The sequence below is a fragment of the Paenibacillus sp. FSL R7-0198 genome, from assembly GCF_038000415.1.
In the GTDB taxonomy this organism is placed as follows: Bacteria; Bacillota; Bacilli; order Paenibacillales; family Paenibacillaceae; genus Paenibacillus.
Map to the genome: position 1 here is coordinate 3,657,944 of NZ_JBBOCB010000001.1, position 15,522 is coordinate 3,673,465.

The 15,522-nt window shown below is 43.4% G+C and carries 18 protein-coding genes and 1 tRNA gene; 2 read left to right on the plus strand and 17 right to left on the minus strand.

The window, feature by feature from the left end; all coding sequences use genetic code 11:
* Positions 1-4: 4 nt before the first annotated feature.
* The 6 genes from MKY87_RS15710 to rpsF all read right to left on the minus strand — a co-directional run bounded on the left by MKY87_RS15710 (position 5) and on the right by rpsF (position 4,647).
* Complete coding sequence (locus tag MKY87_RS15710) at positions 5-937, minus strand: ABC transporter ATP-binding protein (RefSeq protein WP_074092894.1); 933 nt, start codon at positions 935-937, stop codon at positions 5-7.
* A 14-nt stretch (positions 938-951) separates the two neighbouring features.
* Positions 952-1,941 carry an ABC transporter ATP-binding protein gene (locus MKY87_RS15715; protein ID WP_289390790.1) on the minus strand — a complete coding sequence of 330 codons (990 nt, stop codon included), beginning with the start codon at positions 1,939-1,941 and terminating at the stop codon, positions 952-954.
* A 730-nt stretch (positions 1,942-2,671) separates the two neighbouring features.
* Positions 2,672-3,262 carry a M15 family metallopeptidase gene (locus MKY87_RS15720; protein WP_340965373.1) on the minus strand — a complete coding sequence of 197 codons (591 nt, stop codon included), beginning with the start codon at positions 3,260-3,262 and terminating at the stop codon, positions 2,672-2,674.
* Between the two features lie 228 nt (positions 3,263-3,490).
* Positions 3,491-3,763: a 30S ribosomal protein S18 gene (rpsR, locus tag MKY87_RS15725; protein ID WP_017691433.1), complete on the minus strand. Its 273-nt coding sequence runs from the start codon at positions 3,761-3,763 to the stop codon at positions 3,491-3,493.
* Between the two features lie 56 nt (positions 3,764-3,819).
* Positions 3,820-4,305, minus strand: a complete 486-nt coding sequence (gene ssb, locus MKY87_RS15730; protein ID WP_340965374.1) for a single-stranded DNA-binding protein — start codon at positions 4,303-4,305, stop codon at positions 3,820-3,822.
* Between the two features lie 48 nt (positions 4,306-4,353).
* Positions 4,354-4,647 (minus strand): 30S ribosomal protein S6, encoded by a 294-nt coding sequence (gene rpsF / locus MKY87_RS15735; protein ID WP_036611944.1) that lies wholly within the window; start codon positions 4,645-4,647, stop codon positions 4,354-4,356.
* Positions 4,648-4,849: 202 nt separating this feature from the next.
* On the opposite strand from rpsF, the gene MKY87_RS15740 reads away from it, so the two are divergent.
* Positions 4,850-5,044: a YjzC family protein gene (locus MKY87_RS15740; RefSeq protein ID WP_036671877.1), complete on the plus strand. Its 195-nt coding sequence runs from the start codon at positions 4,850-4,852 to the stop codon at positions 5,042-5,044.
* Between the two features lie 439 nt (positions 5,045-5,483).
* Here MKY87_RS15740 and MKY87_RS15745 read toward each other — a convergent pair.
* The 4 genes from MKY87_RS15745 to MKY87_RS15760 form a co-directional block, all read right to left on the minus strand.
* Positions 5,484-5,574 (minus strand) — tRNA-Ser (locus tag MKY87_RS15745).
* 103 nt (positions 5,575-5,677) lie between these two features.
* Positions 5,678-5,887 (minus strand): DUF951 domain-containing protein, encoded by a 210-nt coding sequence (locus MKY87_RS15750; protein ID WP_036611950.1) that lies wholly within the window; start codon positions 5,885-5,887, stop codon positions 5,678-5,680.
* Entirely contained in the window at positions 5,877-6,818 is a 942-nt protein-coding gene (locus MKY87_RS15755; RefSeq protein ID WP_445259501.1) for a mechanosensitive ion channel family protein, read from the minus strand. The genes MKY87_RS15750 and MKY87_RS15755 overlap by 11 nt, the downstream gene beginning before the upstream one ends.
* A gap of 14 nt (positions 6,819-6,832) precedes the next feature.
* Positions 6,833-7,096, minus strand: a complete 264-nt coding sequence (locus MKY87_RS15760) for a DUF3343 domain-containing protein (protein ID WP_017691427.1) — start codon at positions 7,094-7,096, stop codon at positions 6,833-6,835.
* Between the two features lie 117 nt (positions 7,097-7,213).
* Between MKY87_RS15760 and yyaC the strand changes: the two genes are divergently transcribed.
* The gene (gene yyaC, locus MKY87_RS15765; protein ID WP_036611957.1) at positions 7,214-7,819 is read left to right on the plus strand and encodes a spore protease YyaC; all 606 of its coding nucleotides are present in this window, start codon (positions 7,214-7,216) and stop codon (positions 7,817-7,819) included.
* Here yyaC and MKY87_RS15770 read toward each other — a convergent pair.
* From MKY87_RS15770 to mnmG, 7 genes are all read right to left on the minus strand, one after another.
* Positions 7,794-8,294, minus strand: coding sequence for a DUF4446 family protein (locus MKY87_RS15770; protein ID WP_036671879.1), 501 nt, complete (start codon positions 8,292-8,294; stop codon positions 7,794-7,796). The genes yyaC and MKY87_RS15770 overlap by 26 nt on opposite strands.
* A gap of 140 nt (positions 8,295-8,434) precedes the next feature.
* A complete protein-coding gene (locus MKY87_RS15775) occupies positions 8,435-9,589 on the minus strand; it encodes an aminotransferase class V-fold PLP-dependent enzyme (protein WP_339787498.1) in 1,155 nt (384 codons plus the stop codon).
* Between the two features lie 161 nt (positions 9,590-9,750).
* The gene (locus MKY87_RS15780) at positions 9,751-10,596 is read right to left on the minus strand and encodes a ParB/RepB/Spo0J family partition protein (RefSeq protein WP_062836525.1); all 846 of its coding nucleotides are present in this window, start codon (positions 10,594-10,596) and stop codon (positions 9,751-9,753) included.
* A complete protein-coding gene (locus MKY87_RS15785) occupies positions 10,589-11,350 on the minus strand; it encodes a ParA family protein (RefSeq protein WP_024629525.1) in 762 nt (253 codons plus the stop codon). The genes MKY87_RS15780 and MKY87_RS15785 overlap by 8 nt, the downstream gene beginning before the upstream one ends.
* Before the next feature lie 190 nt (positions 11,351-11,540).
* Positions 11,541-12,359, minus strand: a complete 819-nt coding sequence (noc, locus tag MKY87_RS15790) for a nucleoid occlusion protein (protein WP_091012196.1) — start codon at positions 12,357-12,359, stop codon at positions 11,541-11,543.
* A 515-nt stretch (positions 12,360-12,874) separates the two neighbouring features.
* Positions 12,875-13,597, minus strand: coding sequence for a 16S rRNA (guanine(527)-N(7))-methyltransferase RsmG (gene rsmG / locus MKY87_RS15795; RefSeq protein ID WP_036611970.1), 723 nt, complete (start codon positions 13,595-13,597; stop codon positions 12,875-12,877).
* Positions 13,597-15,486, minus strand: a complete 1,890-nt coding sequence (gene mnmG, locus MKY87_RS15800) for a tRNA uridine-5-carboxymethylaminomethyl(34) synthesis enzyme MnmG (RefSeq protein WP_339787496.1) — start codon at positions 15,484-15,486, stop codon at positions 13,597-13,599. The genes rsmG and mnmG overlap by 1 nt, the downstream gene beginning before the upstream one ends.
* Positions 15,487-15,522: the final 36 nt, after the last annotated feature.

The following is a 15,522-nucleotide window of genomic DNA, read 5'->3' on the forward strand; positions in this document are numbered from 1 at the left end:
GCCTTCAACCTTTCTGAGGTAGAGCTACTCGGTGAGTATCGGAAATGGATTTGAGCGAGTATGCAAGCCCTTCCTCATCAAAGAAATTTCGGTATGAATGTTCATACTCGGATTTGACCTGTTGACGGAAGGCTACCATTTCCTCTCGTTTGGTTGGGTCCATATCCGGAATGGCTGCAATGAGACGTTTGGTATAGATGTGTTGTGGATTCTCAAAAATATCATTTGTTGTACCCTGTTCCACATATCGACCTTTATACATAATTCCAATCTGATCACACATATGACGGATGATGCCCAGATCGTGACTGATGAACAGATAGGTCAGATTTAATTCTTTTTGAATTTCCTGCATGAAGTTGAGTACCTGGGCCTGTACCGATACATCGAGTGCAGATACAGGTTCATCCGCGATAATTAGCTTCGGCTTCAGTGCAATAGCCCGTGCAATGCCAATCCGTTGACGCTGTCCGCCGGAGAATTCATGCGGATATTTATAGATTGATTCCGGACTCAAGCCAACCTTTTCAAGTAATTCTCTTACTTGTCTTTTCTCCTCAGTAGCTGTCAGACGCTCATAGTTACGAAACGGCTCAGCGATAATATCGATAACCCGCTTCTTTGGATTCAGTGATGAATATGGGTCTTGAAAAATCATTTGTACATCCCGTTGGAGCTGCCTGTTCTTACGTCGCTCCGTAGCCAGATTTTTGCCGTTAAACAGTATCTTTCCGTCAGTGACATGGTTTAGCCCAATAATGGCTCTGCCTGTTGTTGTCTTACCTGAACCTGATTCGCCAACCAGACCATAGGTCTGCCCTTGTTCAATGGAGAAACTAACATCATCAACAGCCTTTACACTGCCAATTTCCCGTTTAAGCAATCCACCGCGAATCGGAAAGTGTATCTTGAGCCCTTCTACTTCGAGTAATGCCATTATGTTATTCCTCCTCAGCTTTGGTCAGGGAAATGAAAGTGCTGGTAACAGGTACACCGTACAAAGTGACCTGGTGCAATTTCATGCATCTGTGGGTTCTCTTCATGAGCCGATTCAGTAATCCATGGAATTCGGGCTTTGAATCTGCACCCTTTGCGAGGAAGATTTTTGAGCGATGGTACAATACCTTGGATGACATGCAATTTGGATCTTTCTTCAGACAGGGTGGGAATAGAATTCAACAGTGAGCGGGTATATGGATGCTTCGCATCGTTCATCAATGTGAAGATATCTGCGATCTCAACAATTTCGCCTGCATACATAACTGCAACGCGATCAGCCATCTCAGCTACGACACCCAGATCATGTGTAATCAGAATAATGCCTGCGTTAATTTCATTCTTCAGATCACGGATTAGCTCCAGAATCTGTAGTTGAATCGTAACGTCAAGCGCCGTCGTTGGTTCATCGGCTATGAGTAGTTCCGGTTTGTTGGCAATCGCAATGGCAATAACAATTCTCTGTCTCATACCACCAGATAGTTCGTGGGGATACTGCTTGTATATTTGTTCGGGACGTGGAATCCCTACCTGATTCAATAAGTGAATGACCTTTTCTCTCTTCTCTCTGGAAGACAGCTTGGACTGATGAAGTGTGAGAATCTCTTCAATCTGTTCACCAATAATCATTAGAGGATTTAGTGCGGACAATGGGTCCTGAAAAATCATGCCCATTTCTTTGCCGCGTAGCTTGTTTAACTTGCTTGGGGAGATGTTGGCAATATCTTGTCCTTTATAGAGAATCTGGCCTTCGATCTTTGCTTTGTTATGCAAACCCATAAGAGAGAATGCAAAAGCACTTTTACCTGACCCGGATTCACCTACAATCGCCAACACTTCATTTTTCTTCACCGTAAGGTTAACGTGATCCACTGCTGCATAATAGTCATCTTCAATTCTGAATGATGTTGTTAGATTTCTGACTTCCAATAGCTCTGTATTCAAATCAATCACCCTAACCCCATAATTTCCGTAGATTGTATTCGTGTGTAGAGAAATGCATCCACTGTATATTTCCAAGTTCTTGAAGATAACGAACAATAGCTTATACAAAATACCAAATTGTTAGGAGAAACAAGTTTAAGAGACTTATATTTAGACCATTGGTCAATTAATGTTGATAATTCCTAGCGGAATTATATATCAAAATAATTAATGTAATCATACGTGTAATTTTAGCTAACGTCAATGCTTATTTTGAGATTTTTGGTATAAATGTTTTTTATACTACAGATTTGGATATTAGTAATACTATAAAGGCATATAGCAGGAATTTTAAGAGGTGTTATCTTGTTTTTAGCTGTGAGGTGTACATAGACAATTGGTCAAAATAACATATACATAACATAGTAGTTACATCAAGTGTATGTGTATACTTTGATTTGAGTAGACATCCTTAACTTTGCGTGAGGTAAATGTTACATATACGAGTGATGATTATATCTCGATCTATAGCTGAATTTTATTGAACCGGAGCCGTTATGGTTACAAATGAAATAATATATGCGATCAGAGTAAAAAATCTAGTTAATCTAGTATAGTTTTATTTATTTGCTAATGTAAAGACCAAATTGTCATCTTTTATCATTTATTTTACAAAAGAAAGAAAAAAGCCCTGCAAAATGCAGAGCTTATCTAATATTTATTCATTTAAATGTATATATAACACCCTTTTCTAAGAATCAGGAGGTCTTTTACCACGTTTTAACTCATTAATACTCAAATCAAAATCCATCTGCAAGTGAGGATAATCCGGGAAGTTTGCCCAGTCTCCACCCCAAGTGAAACCTAACTCTTTGGCGAGATCCACAACTTCCATCCAGTCTGCCTTGCCATTGCCGTTATCATCACGTTCCATATCCCACACCACATCACCCTCAGGCGTCCTCAATGCAAAATCAATTGCTAATCCGTAGTTATGGTAAGACTCACCACCACGCGCATTAGTAACAATATTTCCTGCACTTGAGCGTCCTTGGTTGAATAGTGCATCTTGCTCCTCGGAACTTCGGTAGCCGTGGGTGATAACAATCTCTATTCCACGTCTCGCTGCCTTACGTACCAATAATTTCTCATTCTCTGCTACCACAGGATGTAGGTCGGTGATTGGCATAGCTTCTTGGATTGTTGTCCCGGGCCACATGTTATCTATATCACCTTTTTGCTGTAACCACACATATATAATGGAAAGTAAAAGAGTAGCTATAATCCAGGTTTTCAGACCGCTCTTTTTTCTCTGTTTACCTTTACGTTTTGATGTATTCATATCCACTCCTGGTGTTTATTCTGAAATAAACAGCTATTCCTGCTGCCTAAACCTTTTCAGTAGATTAGACTCTATTATAGTTCATTTGAGGCTTGAATGCCTCTATCACCATAGAATTGAATTCTTCCATTTGTTAGAGTGGATCTGTTATTTCTATTACTTCTATTGATATATACAAAAAAGCAGCCGGCTATAAGCCGACTGCTTCGTATGCAAGCTGAGTAAAAACTACTCAGTTGTGTATGGCAATAATGCGATTTGACGGGAGCGTTTGATTGCAATCGTCAGCATGCGTTGATATTTAGCGCTAGTACCTGTTACACGGCGTGGCAAAATTTTTCCACGTTCGCTGATAAATTTACGAAGCAAGTCCGTATCTTTATAATCGATGTGAGTAATTTTGTTAGCTGTGAAGAAGCACACTTTACGACGTTTATTACGGCCGCCACGACGTGCCGGTCTTTTATCGTTGTCTCCGCCTTCTCTTTGCTTGAAGCCCATGCTTTTCAGTCCTTTCCTATCATGTAACCCATATCTCCTAAGAGTATCAGTTCATGTTAAAATGGCAAATCATCATCCGATATATCAATCGGTTTTCCGTCATCGGAAAAAGGATCCTGATTGTTGCTACGCGAATTATTGTTATTGTTCGCGCGTCCGCCGCCTCCATAAGAAGGCTCTTCACGCATTGGTTGCCCACCGCCGCTACCGCTATTATCACGGTTAGCTGACTCCAAGAAACGGACATTATCGGCAATGACTTCGGTCACGTATACACGTTTTCCTTCGTTATTCTCGTAGTTCCGTACTTGAATGCGTCCTTCGACTGCAGCCAGGCGTCCTTTGCGCAAGTAGTTCGCACAGGTCTCGGCAAGCTGTCTCCAGGTTACGACCGGAATGAAATCGGCTTCCTTTTCTCCCCCTTGGCTTGTAAACGGTCTGTCCACTGCCAAAGTAAATTGCGTAACTGCCACTCCTGCTGGAGTGTAACGCAACTCAGGATCCCGGGTTAACCGTCCGATCAGAATGACACGGTTCAACAATGTAATCCCCTCCTTCAGAGCGTATTGGTGCGTTAATCACGAGTAGTCTTAAGCAGACTTAACGTCGTTGGTAATGAGATAACGAATTACTTCGTCAGAAATCTTCATGAGACGCTCAAGTTCAGTTACAACTGCTGGTTCAGCAGTGAAATGTACCAGAACATAAAAACCATCACGGAATTTCTTGATCTCATACGCAAGACGGCGTTTACCCATAACGTCGTGAGCTGTAACTTCACCACCGCCGTTGGAGATGATGCCTTGGAATTTATCGACTGTAGCTTGAACAACTTCTTGCTCAATGTCAGGACGAATAATGTACATCACTTCATATTTGCGCATAATTTTCACCTCCTTATGGACTCTGGCCCTCAATCTAGGTTGAGAGCAAGGAACGAGCACAAACTCGAACTATATTAATATAACAAATACCGAGTCAAAGTGCAAGCAAACGTTCCCTGTACATATTGGCACATGATCAGCCCGGCTATGGAGCACACTACAGAAGCAACAAAGTAACATAATCTGCAGAGGAGGTTTTATCATGGGTGAAAAAACCGAGTTTGAACCAGGAGACAAAGCCCCAAACGATGGAGAGTACACAGAAGTTGGGGAAAAAAGCTTTGTCACGGAAATTCAGAACCCTAAGCGGGTAACGCTGCAAAAAGGTGAAGCTTTTCCCGAAACAAGCAATCATAATCGCAAGTGGAAGAAGCTGACCAAAGCCCGCGTCCATTAATCACAATACTTTTTTACGATCCATGTATATAAAACAGAATAAAGCACATAATACAATCAGGCGGTGCACGAGAGAGGTGTGGTTCCGTTGGACAACGAAGCCGATCATTCGCTGTTGGAGATTCATCACGTAATCTAAGAAGCAAGTGGTTATGTGTTGTAAGGCCCTTCGTCTGAAGCACGCGTATTGCTACGTGCAGTACACCAAGTTTCTGATTGTTACGACCGATTGTTTCCTAACAAACAAATGCATCGCCGGATAAAGAGCCCTTCGGGGCTCTTTATTTTTTGTTTTGGTCATTAATGATGCCTTTGATATGGCTACATGTTCAATACATGTTCAATAAAATGTTATACAAGAAAAAGACTTTCCTAATGGAAAGTCTTCTTATCGATCTTTTTATTAAGCTCAATGTGTATTGAGTAAGTTACAATTGAAGTGGCGGAAAGGGTGGGATTCGAACCCACGCACGCTGTGACACGCCTAACTGATTTCGAGTCAGCCCCCTTGGGCCTCTTGGGTACCTTTCCGCAGCAATATTGATTATAGCATGATCATTTACAGAACGCAATACTCCTACGGAGCCTACATGTAAACGTTATTACGCGTACTGCATACCGAATTATTGCAAGATCAGGATTCAGTGGAATCTTCGGCTGAGCGCAATACCTTCTTCATGTTTTTCTCAAATTTCGCTCTTGGAATCAACACGCTATGTTTACATCCGACACACTTGATCCGAATATCCATACCCATACGAATGATCTCCATCTCATTGCTGCCACAGGGATGCTGCTTCTTCATCTGCACGATATCCCCAAGCTGGAAACTTTTACGCTCCACCTGTGCCATCCCCCTCATCTTTCTCCAAAGCTACTGCCTGTTCCAATGCTGCTTGATGACTCATCTCATGATACTCCAGCGTTTTCTTCACATCGCCCTGAATCTGACGTTCCACAGACGCACGAGAGTTAGGCATACATTCGGCTACAATTCGAACCACATACTCTGACGTAGACATCGACTGTATACCGAGTACATCCGGTACCTTCACAATATTTAGATCACGCTCTTCAATCCCAACCAAAGACTTCTTCACCAGGTGTACAGACTCATCGAGACTTAAGTCCGCCTTCATCGGAATATCCACTACAGCCAGCGAATTTGACATGGAGTAGTTCGTTACACTTGCAATCGCCCCGTTCGGGATAATGTGCACCTCGCCTTGCCAGCTGACCAGTTTGGTAGTTCTAAGTCCGATCACCTCAACCGTTCCCTTGTAGGTTCCCGTCTGAATAACATCCCCCACAGCGAATTGATCCTCCAATATAATGAAGAAACCCGTAATAACATCCTTGACCAAACCCTGTGCACCGAAACCAATGGCAAGCCCGAGCACACCGGCACTCGCGAGTAGCGGCCCAACTTGGATATTGATCTCAGATAACAGTAGCAGAATCATAATAAAATTACATGTTATGGAGGTCGCATTTTTCAACAGTTCCCCTACGGTTACGAATCTGCGCGGATTCACGCGAATCTTGCCTTCCTGCTTACGTTCCATGGAACGATCTATAATCCGATATACCACCTTAATGACAATACGGGTGATGATAAAAATAATGATAATCCGAATTGAGCTGAACATAATGTTAAGCCACATATCAGGATCTGCAATTTTGTTCCAGACTTTATCCGTCCAACGAAGGGCTTCACCTACGGCGGTTGCGGTACCATTAGCTATATTCCCTTGAGCAAATTGAAATGGCAACATCCATCATCTCTCCTCTACATCGGTATGTTATCATAGCTGTCTTCTGTTTTGAAATAGAGGCCTCGGATCTCTACGAACTCGTTACGAATGATCTTCTGCACTCGCTCCAGATCCTCCTTTGGAAACTGGATACATAACGCACAACCTGCTGTAATTTCTTTTGGCGTAGGGAACAAATCAATTTCTATCTCGGCAAACTCCAGCAGCATTTCAGCACGCAGTGCCTGCTGTGTTGAATCAAATGCAATCAGCATCCAATCGTTAATCCATTCGTCCATGTTCGTCTCCTTTCGCCATAAGTCCCACCCTGGAGAAAAAGCTTGTCCTCGTGAAGTATAAAACGCTCTACCTTTCCATATACTGTTACTACTATTCCAAGGGAAAGGATAGATCCTATGAATCCTACTTCGCGTTCCTTTTCATCACAAGACATGACCAGTTTGAAAATCCCCCATACCGATCCAGGTATTCACTCGGCCATTACCCATCGTTTAATGTTCCATCTCTATAAAGCCCATTCTCTGCAAAATGTAGTGATTGTGTGCATCGGCACAGATCGCTCAACAGGCGACTGCCTTGGTCCTCTGGTCGGATCAGCCCTTTCCAAGTGGGACAGCCCTTTATTCCATCTATATGGTACCTTGGATGAACCAGTCCATGCGATGAACCTGCAAGATACACTCCACAACATACAGAAAACACACCATAACCCTTATGTGATTGGCATTGACGCCTGTCTCGGACAATCATCCAGTGTGGGATGCATTCAAGTTGTTAATGGTCCACTCAAGCCGGGTGCGGGGGTAAATAAAGAATTACCGCCGGTCGGCGATATCCATCTGACAGGTATCGTTAACGTCGGCGGCTTTATGGAATACTTTGTTCTACAGAACACACGGCTCAGTCTTGTTATGCGCATGTCCGAGATTATATCCAGCAGTCTGTACTCGGCCATTCGGGAATGGCATACACGTTCTACTCTGCTTGCTGTGCCAGAGTAATAGCTTCCTTTTCCTCTGGGGACAGAGTATACGTGGACTCTCCCCCTTTAAGAGGTTTGGCATATACGTAAGAACCGTCACGGTTATATATCCCCGTAAGGATCATGCCATCCTGGCTATCATTAATCATGGCCATTGAGAAGCTCAGATCACTGCCACGCTCTCCATAAGCATTGTATCTTTTCACGCCAACTTTACCTTGAATGCGGGTCAGCTTTTGCATGACAACTTGCAGCTGATTCGTTTGCAGTTTGTGTTCATCCTCAATGCTGTCCATCTGAATTTTCAGATTAATCAGCAACGATTCCAGGTCCTCTACTCCACTGCCAGCCATCATGGCTTCATATTTACGTTTAAACTTTCGTAACTTTGCCCCTTGAACAATACTCACAATCAGCAAGATCACCGTAAGTAATGCCATTCCGCCAATAATCCATAACAGCTGTTCCAGAATCAGCTCGTTTAATTCAGCCATGTAATTGCAACTACCCCTCTATATTTTTGATCAGATTAACGTCTGTCCTGTAATATTATCATTCATTATAAATCAACCCGATATACATAAGCTTAATCAAGCAACCCAGTATCAAATGAGTTCATCATTTCAACTCTAATCTAGTCTGCCCCAGTCAATTCCAACACTGCCTTAACGAGTGCTTCCACATGTTCTCTAGTTGAATTGTATCCCACACTGGCCCTTACTGCTCCGGTAGCAGTTGTACCAGCAGATTCGTGTGCAAGCGGTGTGCAATGAAAACCGGAGCGAACCGCAATCCCATAATTCCGATCCAATCGGAAGGCGAGTTGTGCCGAATCATACCCATCCACAGTAAAAGATACTAATCCGGTGCGTGGCTGTCCAATCTCTGGACCAAGCATTCGAATGCCTTTAACGGAGGACAGCCCATCCATTATATGTTGGGTCAGTTCCCACTCATGTTGGTAGATGACCGCTGGTGTCATCTCAAGTACATGTTTCACACCCGCATTCAGCCCTGCGATCCCGACAGTATTCGGCGTCCCCGCTTCATACCGATCAGGACGGACCTTTGGCTGCTCCAAAGCTTCTGACTGACTTCCTGTTCCTCCATGAAGTAAAGGCTCTATATCGAGCTCTGGAGCAATGTACAAGCCCCCTGTACCCTGAGGACCAAGCAGTCCTTTATGCCCTGGAAAAGCCAACATATCAATGCCCAATTGTTGTACATTCACAGGCATAACCCCAGCACTCTGAGCCGCATCTACCAATAAGATCGCCCGATGTTTACGACACAGGAGCGAAATTTCTCCAATAGGAAGAATACTGCCAAGCAGATTGGAACTATGTGTACATACCACCAATCTGGTATTCGAACGAAACATACGTTCCATTTGCATCAGATCAATGGCTCCCGCAGCATTAACAGGTACATAATCAATCTCTACATTTCGGAGTCTTCGCATGTACTCCAGTGGTCGTCTGACTGAGTTATGTTCAGCCATGGTGGCAATCACATGGTCGCCCTCTCTAAGCGAGCCTTGAATAGCTAGATTTAGCGCTTCTGTCGTATTTGATCCGAATGCAATATCATTCGCATTTTTGATTCCAAAGATATTGGATATGGATTTTCTCGCCTCGAACAATACACGACTTGCCTGAACAGCCATGCGGTGACTTCCTCTGCCAGGATTGGCTCCGGCAATCTCCAATGCACTCAACATCGCATCACCGACAGCAGGTGGTTTGGGCCAAGATGTTGCTGCATGATCTAGATAGATAACTCCCTCCACCTCACAACCACCTCTGTCCCATAAATTAATAATTCGCCTGCACATATTGCACATATAACCCTATAAAAAAAGAATGACATATCGTTTCTCCATGGTACAGAGGCGATATGTCATGACATGAGTAAGCCCCGCATGTTGTTAATGAATCATAGACCCGACTGTTATTGTAACAATTCCAATAGCCGTTCCAGATCCTGTTGACTGTAGTAGTTGAGCTCAATTTTACCTTTATCTTTATTGTGCTTGATTTTCACTGTTGTTTTGAAACGTTCACGAAGAGATTCTTCCAATGTATCAATGAATGGATCTTTCTTTTTTAACTTCGATTTGGCTTTAGCCTCACCTGTTTTGGATCGATCCAATTGTTGAACAGCTTCCTCCAACTCACGTACACTCCATTGCTGATCAATGGTTTGTTTGGCAAGTTGCTTCACCATAACCTCGTCCTTCACACCCACGATCGCACGTGCATGTCCCATAGATAATGTTCCACGTGAAACATGGTCTTTTACTTCTTCGGGTAATGATAACAGACGCAAGAAGTTAGCAATGTGAGAACGTGATTTACCTACTTTTACAGACAACTCTTCCTGAGTCAACGCGAATTGATCCATTAACCCCTGATAAGCAACTGCAACTTCCATGGCGTTCAGATTCTCCCGTTGCAGGTTCTCGATCAACGCAATCTCCATTACCTGCTGATCACTGAAGTTACGGACTACAGCCGGTACCGTGGCATTACCACAATATTGCGAAGCTCTGAACCGTCGTTCTCCAGCGATAATCTCATAACCTCGTAATACAGGACGAACAATAATGGGTTGTATGACACCATGCTGACGAATGGACTCAGCCAGTTCATGTATTGCGCCCTCATCAAATACTTTACGTGGTTGATAGGGGTTAGCCCGCAGTTGACTAATCGGGATTTCTACGACTTTATCATCGTCATTAATTGAAAGCGAAGGAATGAGGGCATCAAGACCTTTTCCAAGCCGCTTACTCATAAGAAATCACTTCCTTTGCGAGCTCTAAATACACTTCCGCCCCTCTTGAACGAGGGTCATACGTAATAATGGATTGACCATGAGATGGTGCTTCACTAAGCCGTACATTACGCGGAATAATTGTTTGATATACTTTTTGTTGAAAATACTTTTTCACTTCTTCAATAACCTGAATTCCCAGATTGGTCCGCGCATCAAACATCGTCAGCAATACCCCTTCAATCTGCAGGGATGTATTCAGATGTTTCTGTACCAGACGAACCGTATTAAGCAACTGGCTTAATCCTTCAAGTGCATAATACTCACACTGAATCGGAATGATCACCGAATCGGAAGCAGTCAACGAATTGATCGTTAACATACCAAGGGATGGTGGACAATCGATCAGTATGTAATCATAGTTTTTTTTCACCATGGCGAGTGATTTTTTCAGGCGAACTTCCCGTGATATCGTGGACACCAATTCGATCTCGGCTCCGGCAAGCTGAATCGTTGCAGGTATGATATGAAGGCCTTCAATCTGAGTCTCCACAATCGCTTCTTGAGGAGGAACCTCATTGATAATGACATCATATATACAATTAGCCACATCTGCTTTATTGATTCCAACTCCGCTGGTTGTATTCCCCTGAGGGTCAATATCGACAAGCAATACTCTTTTCCCGAGTGAAGCCAGTCCTGCACCCAAGTTAACAGATGTCGTCGTTTTCCCCACACCGCCCTTTTGATTTGCTACGGCCATAATCTTAGACAATTACTTCACCTCAAATAAAATAGGAGTCTTTTCTTGTAGGTTGTGAGATATTGTTAACAAAAAGCAGGCGGCTATCGTCCACACAAACAACAACTACCGTTCCATCAATATACCGACCGTTCTTTAAAAATGTCAGACCTAGCTTGCTTTATAGACATAAAAAGCGGCCCATTGCCGCCATAAGCTTCAATTATTTGCGTTTTGGAATATGGATAACGATCTCATAATGATCCTCATGGTCTGCTTCTTTGGTTTTAATGTCCAGACCTGAGCCAGTTACCATATCAATGGATTGGCGAATCGTATTAAGTGCAAGTCTTACATCCTTGGTAAAGGAAACACGTCTAGATTTTTTAATCTTGGAAGATTCCTTGTAGAAGGCAACACGTGCCTCTGTCTGTTTCACATTCAATTCTTTTTCGATAATCTCACCGAGCAACTTCATCTGCAGTTCTTCCGTATCGAGAGAAAGTAATGCTCTTGCATGCCGTTCAGAAATTTTGCGTTCCATCAATGCGGCCTTAATGCCTTCTGGGAGCTGCAACAACCGAATCTTGTTAGCGATGGTTGACTGGCTTTTGCCGAGTCGTTGTGCCAGACTTTCCTGTGTCAGTTGATGCAAGTCGATCAGCTTCTGATAAGCGACAGCTTCTTCAATTGAAGTCAATCCTTCACGTTGCAAGTTCTCAATCAGTGCAATGGATGCGGCCTGAGAATCGTTGAACTCACGTACAATAGCCGGAATCGTATCCAAACCCAGTTTTCGAACTGCACGCCAGCGACGTTCCCCGGCAATAATCTCATATGATCCATTTCGCACGCGAACGACAATAGGCTGAATTACGCCATGTGTTTTGATCGTCTGCAACAACTCATCAATTTTATCATCATCAAAAATAGTACGGGGTTGATATGGGCTGCTCACAATTTCATTGACCGGAATCTGTTTGATCTCATCTCCGTTATTGCGCTCCGCCAAACCAAACAACTTCGAAAATTGTTCTTTCATTCCGCAGATTACCACCTAGTTTCGTAATAGCTCCCACAGTCTTTGCAGGTGCTTCTTATTCAATAAGCGACCTTTCACATGCATCGTTCTTGGAATAAGTTTTGCCTTTCATAACGCTTTCTGTCATGCAACATCGAACGCATATCCATCTATCTATACATATAATCTATGATCGCTGTGACCCAGGATCGGATACTTCTATTCTATCATCTTTTCTATCATAATCCTATGCTTACCTATTCTTTAAACTCTGCTAATTTTCCTGCTTTTTCTTTGTGAATATTGGAAATATGACGACTTGTACACATTCAATTAATGAATTTGTTCATGAGCTACTGTGCATGAAATTCATCATTACAGGTTCTTTAAGAGATATGTAATACGGAGTATCCGCAATGTTGATCGAGTCCTCCATTTCAGAAAACAAAAAAAAGAGAATGTTTCACGTGAAACATCCTCTTTATCTATGTCTAAAATTCTATTTTGTTTTGACTGAATTCAAAACCATCACGTAACTATATCAGCGGAGTCTTCATTGGAGTACCTGGTTTGCGCGGATACTTATATGGTGTTTTATCAAATTTCTGAATCAGAATGATATGACGCTCTGATTCTTCAACCGGCAGCTGGAATGGATGAACGGCCTTAACCCGTCCTTTCAGCTGATTGAAGCTGAACTCCGCTTCCTTCATTTCTTCACGCGGGTCTCCGCCCTTCATCGCAGCGAATATTCCACTTTTACGAACAAACGGAAGACAGAATTCATTCAGCACAGCCAGCTTGGCTACTGCACGCGCCGTAACGAGATCGTAGCTGTCACGATACCCTTCTTTGCGTCCAATCTCTTCAGCACGGCCATGAACCAACTCGACATCTGTCAGCCCAAGAATATCTACCACATGCTGTAGAAAGCCAATCCGTTTATTTAATGAATCAATGATCGTAAGCTTAATATGCGGGAAACAGATCTTCAGTGGCAATCCCGGAAAACCCGCTCCTGATCCAATGTCAGCAAGCTTATTCACTTTGGTCATGTCAGTATAAAAAGCCAGCGATACCGAATCATAGAAATGTTTTGTATACACTTGCTCCCGATCCGTTATGCCCGTCAGATTCATCTTTTCATTCCAGGATACCAGCTCCTGATAATACAGTTCGAATTGCTCCAACTGGAGTTCGCCCAGTTCTAATCCATGTTTCTTTAAGCGCCGCTGCAGTTGCTGTTGAATATCGTCCATTATTGTCCCCTTGCTGCGGTTACACGGTTATAATGCTCCAGGTAGACCAGCAGAATGGAGATGTCGGCAGGAGTAACTCCAGCAATACGAGAGGCCTGACCAATCGAGATTGGACGAATCGTAGCGAGCTTCTGTTTGGCTTCCATAGCAAGACCATGAATCTCATCATATACGATGGTGTCCGGAATTTTCTTTTTCTCCATCTTTTGCAAACGTTCCACGTGGATCAATTGTTTCTCAATATAACCCGCATATTTAATTTGTATTTCCACTTGTTCTTTCATATCTGCTGTCAGTTCTACCTCAGATGGTGAGAGCTGTTCAATCAGTTCATACCCCAGCTCCGGGCGACGCAGCAAGGTAAGCAACGTACTGCCATCCTGAATAGGTGTAGATCCGTACTCTTCCAGCTTGGCATTCACTTCAACCGGGCGAGCTTTAGCCACTTTCAGACGTGCAACTTCCTGCTCGACTTTCGCCTTTTTATCCAAGAATTTCGCATAACGCTCTTCAGGGATCAGACCAATGTCATGTCCGATTTCCGTCAAACGCATATCTGCATTATCATGGCGAAGCAACAGACGATATTCAGCGCGTGAAGTCAACAGACGATATGGTTCATTTGTACCCTTCGTTACCAGATCATCAATCAGCACGCCAATATAACCTTGGGAGCGATCAAGCACAATCGGCTCTTTACCTTGTACTTTGCGTGCTGCATTAATGCCGGCCATAACGCCTTGTCCAGCCGCTTCTTCATAACCGGAAGTACCATTAATCTGACCTGCTGTGAACAGACCTGGCAGACGTTTGGTTTCAAGTGATGGCCACAATTGTGTAGGTACCATCGCATCGTATTCAATCGCATAACCGTTACGCATCATTTCCACTTTTTCCATACCCGGAATGGAGCGCAGAACCGCAAGTTGAACATCTTCTGGCAGACTTGTAGATAATCCCTGCACATAATACTCCGATGTATTTTTACCTTCCGGCTCGAGGAAAATCTGATGTTTAGGTTTGTCGCTAAACCGGACAATTTTATCTTCAATGGATGGACAATAACGTGGCCCAGTCCCTTCAATTACACCCGAAAACATCGGTGCACGATGCAGATTATCATTAATAATCTGATGTGTTTCCACAGATGTATACGTCAACCAGCAAGGCAGCTGCTCATTATCAGAAGATTCTGTTTCATAGGAAAAGAACTTCGGCTCATCATCACCAGGCTGAATTTCGGTTTTGCTAAAATCAATCGTATCCTTGTGCACACGTGGTGGTGTACCTGTTTTGAAACGAACCAGATCAAAGCCCAGTTCACGCAGATGCTCTGACAATTTAAGAGATGGTTGTTGATTGTTTGGTCCACTCTCATACATCAACTCACCCATGATCACTTTACCGCGCAAGTATGTGCCTGTTGTCAGCACAACCGCTTTGGCCCGATACTCTGTTCCGGTCTGAGTCACAACGCCTACACATTTTCCGTCTTCAACGATCAGTCGATCTACCATACCTTGACGCATTGTCAGATTACGTTCATTCTCCATCGTTTCCTTCATTTTATGCTGGTAGGAGAATTTATCTGCTTGAGCACGAAGCGCGTGAACAGCAGGCCCTTTACCCGTGTTAAGCATCCGCATCTGAATAAAGGTTTTATCGATATTCCGTCCCATTTCTCCACCAAGTGCATCAATCTCGCGCACAACATGTCCTTTGGCCGGTCCCCCAATAGATGGGTTACAAGGCATAAAGGCCACCATGTCCAGATTGATCGTAATCATTAGTGTTTTGGACCCCATACGAGCTGCGGCCAGCGCGGATTCCACACCAGCATGTCCTGCACCAACGACGATTACATCATAACTGCCGCCATCAAAAGCCATTCCCGTTTACCTCCTTATTCCGCTGCATTTGGTGTA

What these genes read in the sequence shown, in the direction of transcription:
- MKY87_RS15710 (WP_074092894.1), bottom strand. Translation starts at nt 937, where the DNA reads ATGGCATTACTCGAAGTAGAAGGGCTCAAGATACACTTTCCGATTCGC.
- MKY87_RS15740 (WP_036671877.1), top strand. Translation starts at nt 4,850, where the DNA reads ATGGGTGAAAAAACCGAGTTTGAACCAGGAGACAAAGCCCCAAACGAT.
- MKY87_RS15760 (WP_017691427.1), bottom strand. Translation starts at nt 7,096, where the DNA reads ATGGACGAATGGATTAACGATTGGATGCTGATTGCATTTGATTCAACA.
- rpsF (WP_036611944.1), bottom strand. Translation starts at nt 4,647, where the DNA reads ATGCGCAAATATGAAGTGATGTACATTATTCGTCCTGACATTGAGCAA.
- MKY87_RS15770 (WP_036671879.1), bottom strand. Translation starts at nt 8,294, where the DNA reads ATGGCTGAATTAAACGAGCTGATTCTGGAACAGCTGTTATGGATTATT.
- yyaC (WP_036611957.1), top strand. Translation starts at nt 7,214, where the DNA reads ATGAATCCTACTTCGCGTTCCTTTTCATCACAAGACATGACCAGTTTG.
- MKY87_RS15720 (WP_340965373.1), bottom strand. Translation starts at nt 3,262, where the DNA reads ATGAATACATCAAAACGTAAAGGTAAACAGAGAAAAAAGAGCGGTCTG.
- mnmG (WP_339787496.1), bottom strand. Translation starts at nt 15,486, where the DNA reads ATGGCTTTTGATGGCGGCAGTTATGATGTAATCGTCGTTGGTGCAGGA.
- rpsR (WP_017691433.1), bottom strand. Translation starts at nt 3,763, where the DNA reads ATGGGCTTCAAGCAAAGAGAAGGCGGAGACAACGATAAAAGACCGGCA.
- noc (WP_091012196.1), bottom strand. Translation starts at nt 12,359, where the DNA reads ATGAAAGAACAATTTTCGAAGTTGTTTGGTTTGGCGGAGCGCAATAAC.
- rsmG (WP_036611970.1), bottom strand. Translation starts at nt 13,597, where the DNA reads ATGGACGATATTCAACAGCAACTGCAGCGGCGCTTAAAGAAACATGGA.
- MKY87_RS15755 (WP_445259501.1), bottom strand. Translation starts at nt 6,818, where the DNA reads ATGTTGCCATTTCAATTTGCTCAAGGGAATATAGCTAATGGTACCGCA.
- MKY87_RS15780 (WP_062836525.1), bottom strand. Translation starts at nt 10,596, where the DNA reads ATGAGTAAGCGGCTTGGAAAAGGTCTTGATGCCCTCATTCCTTCGCTT.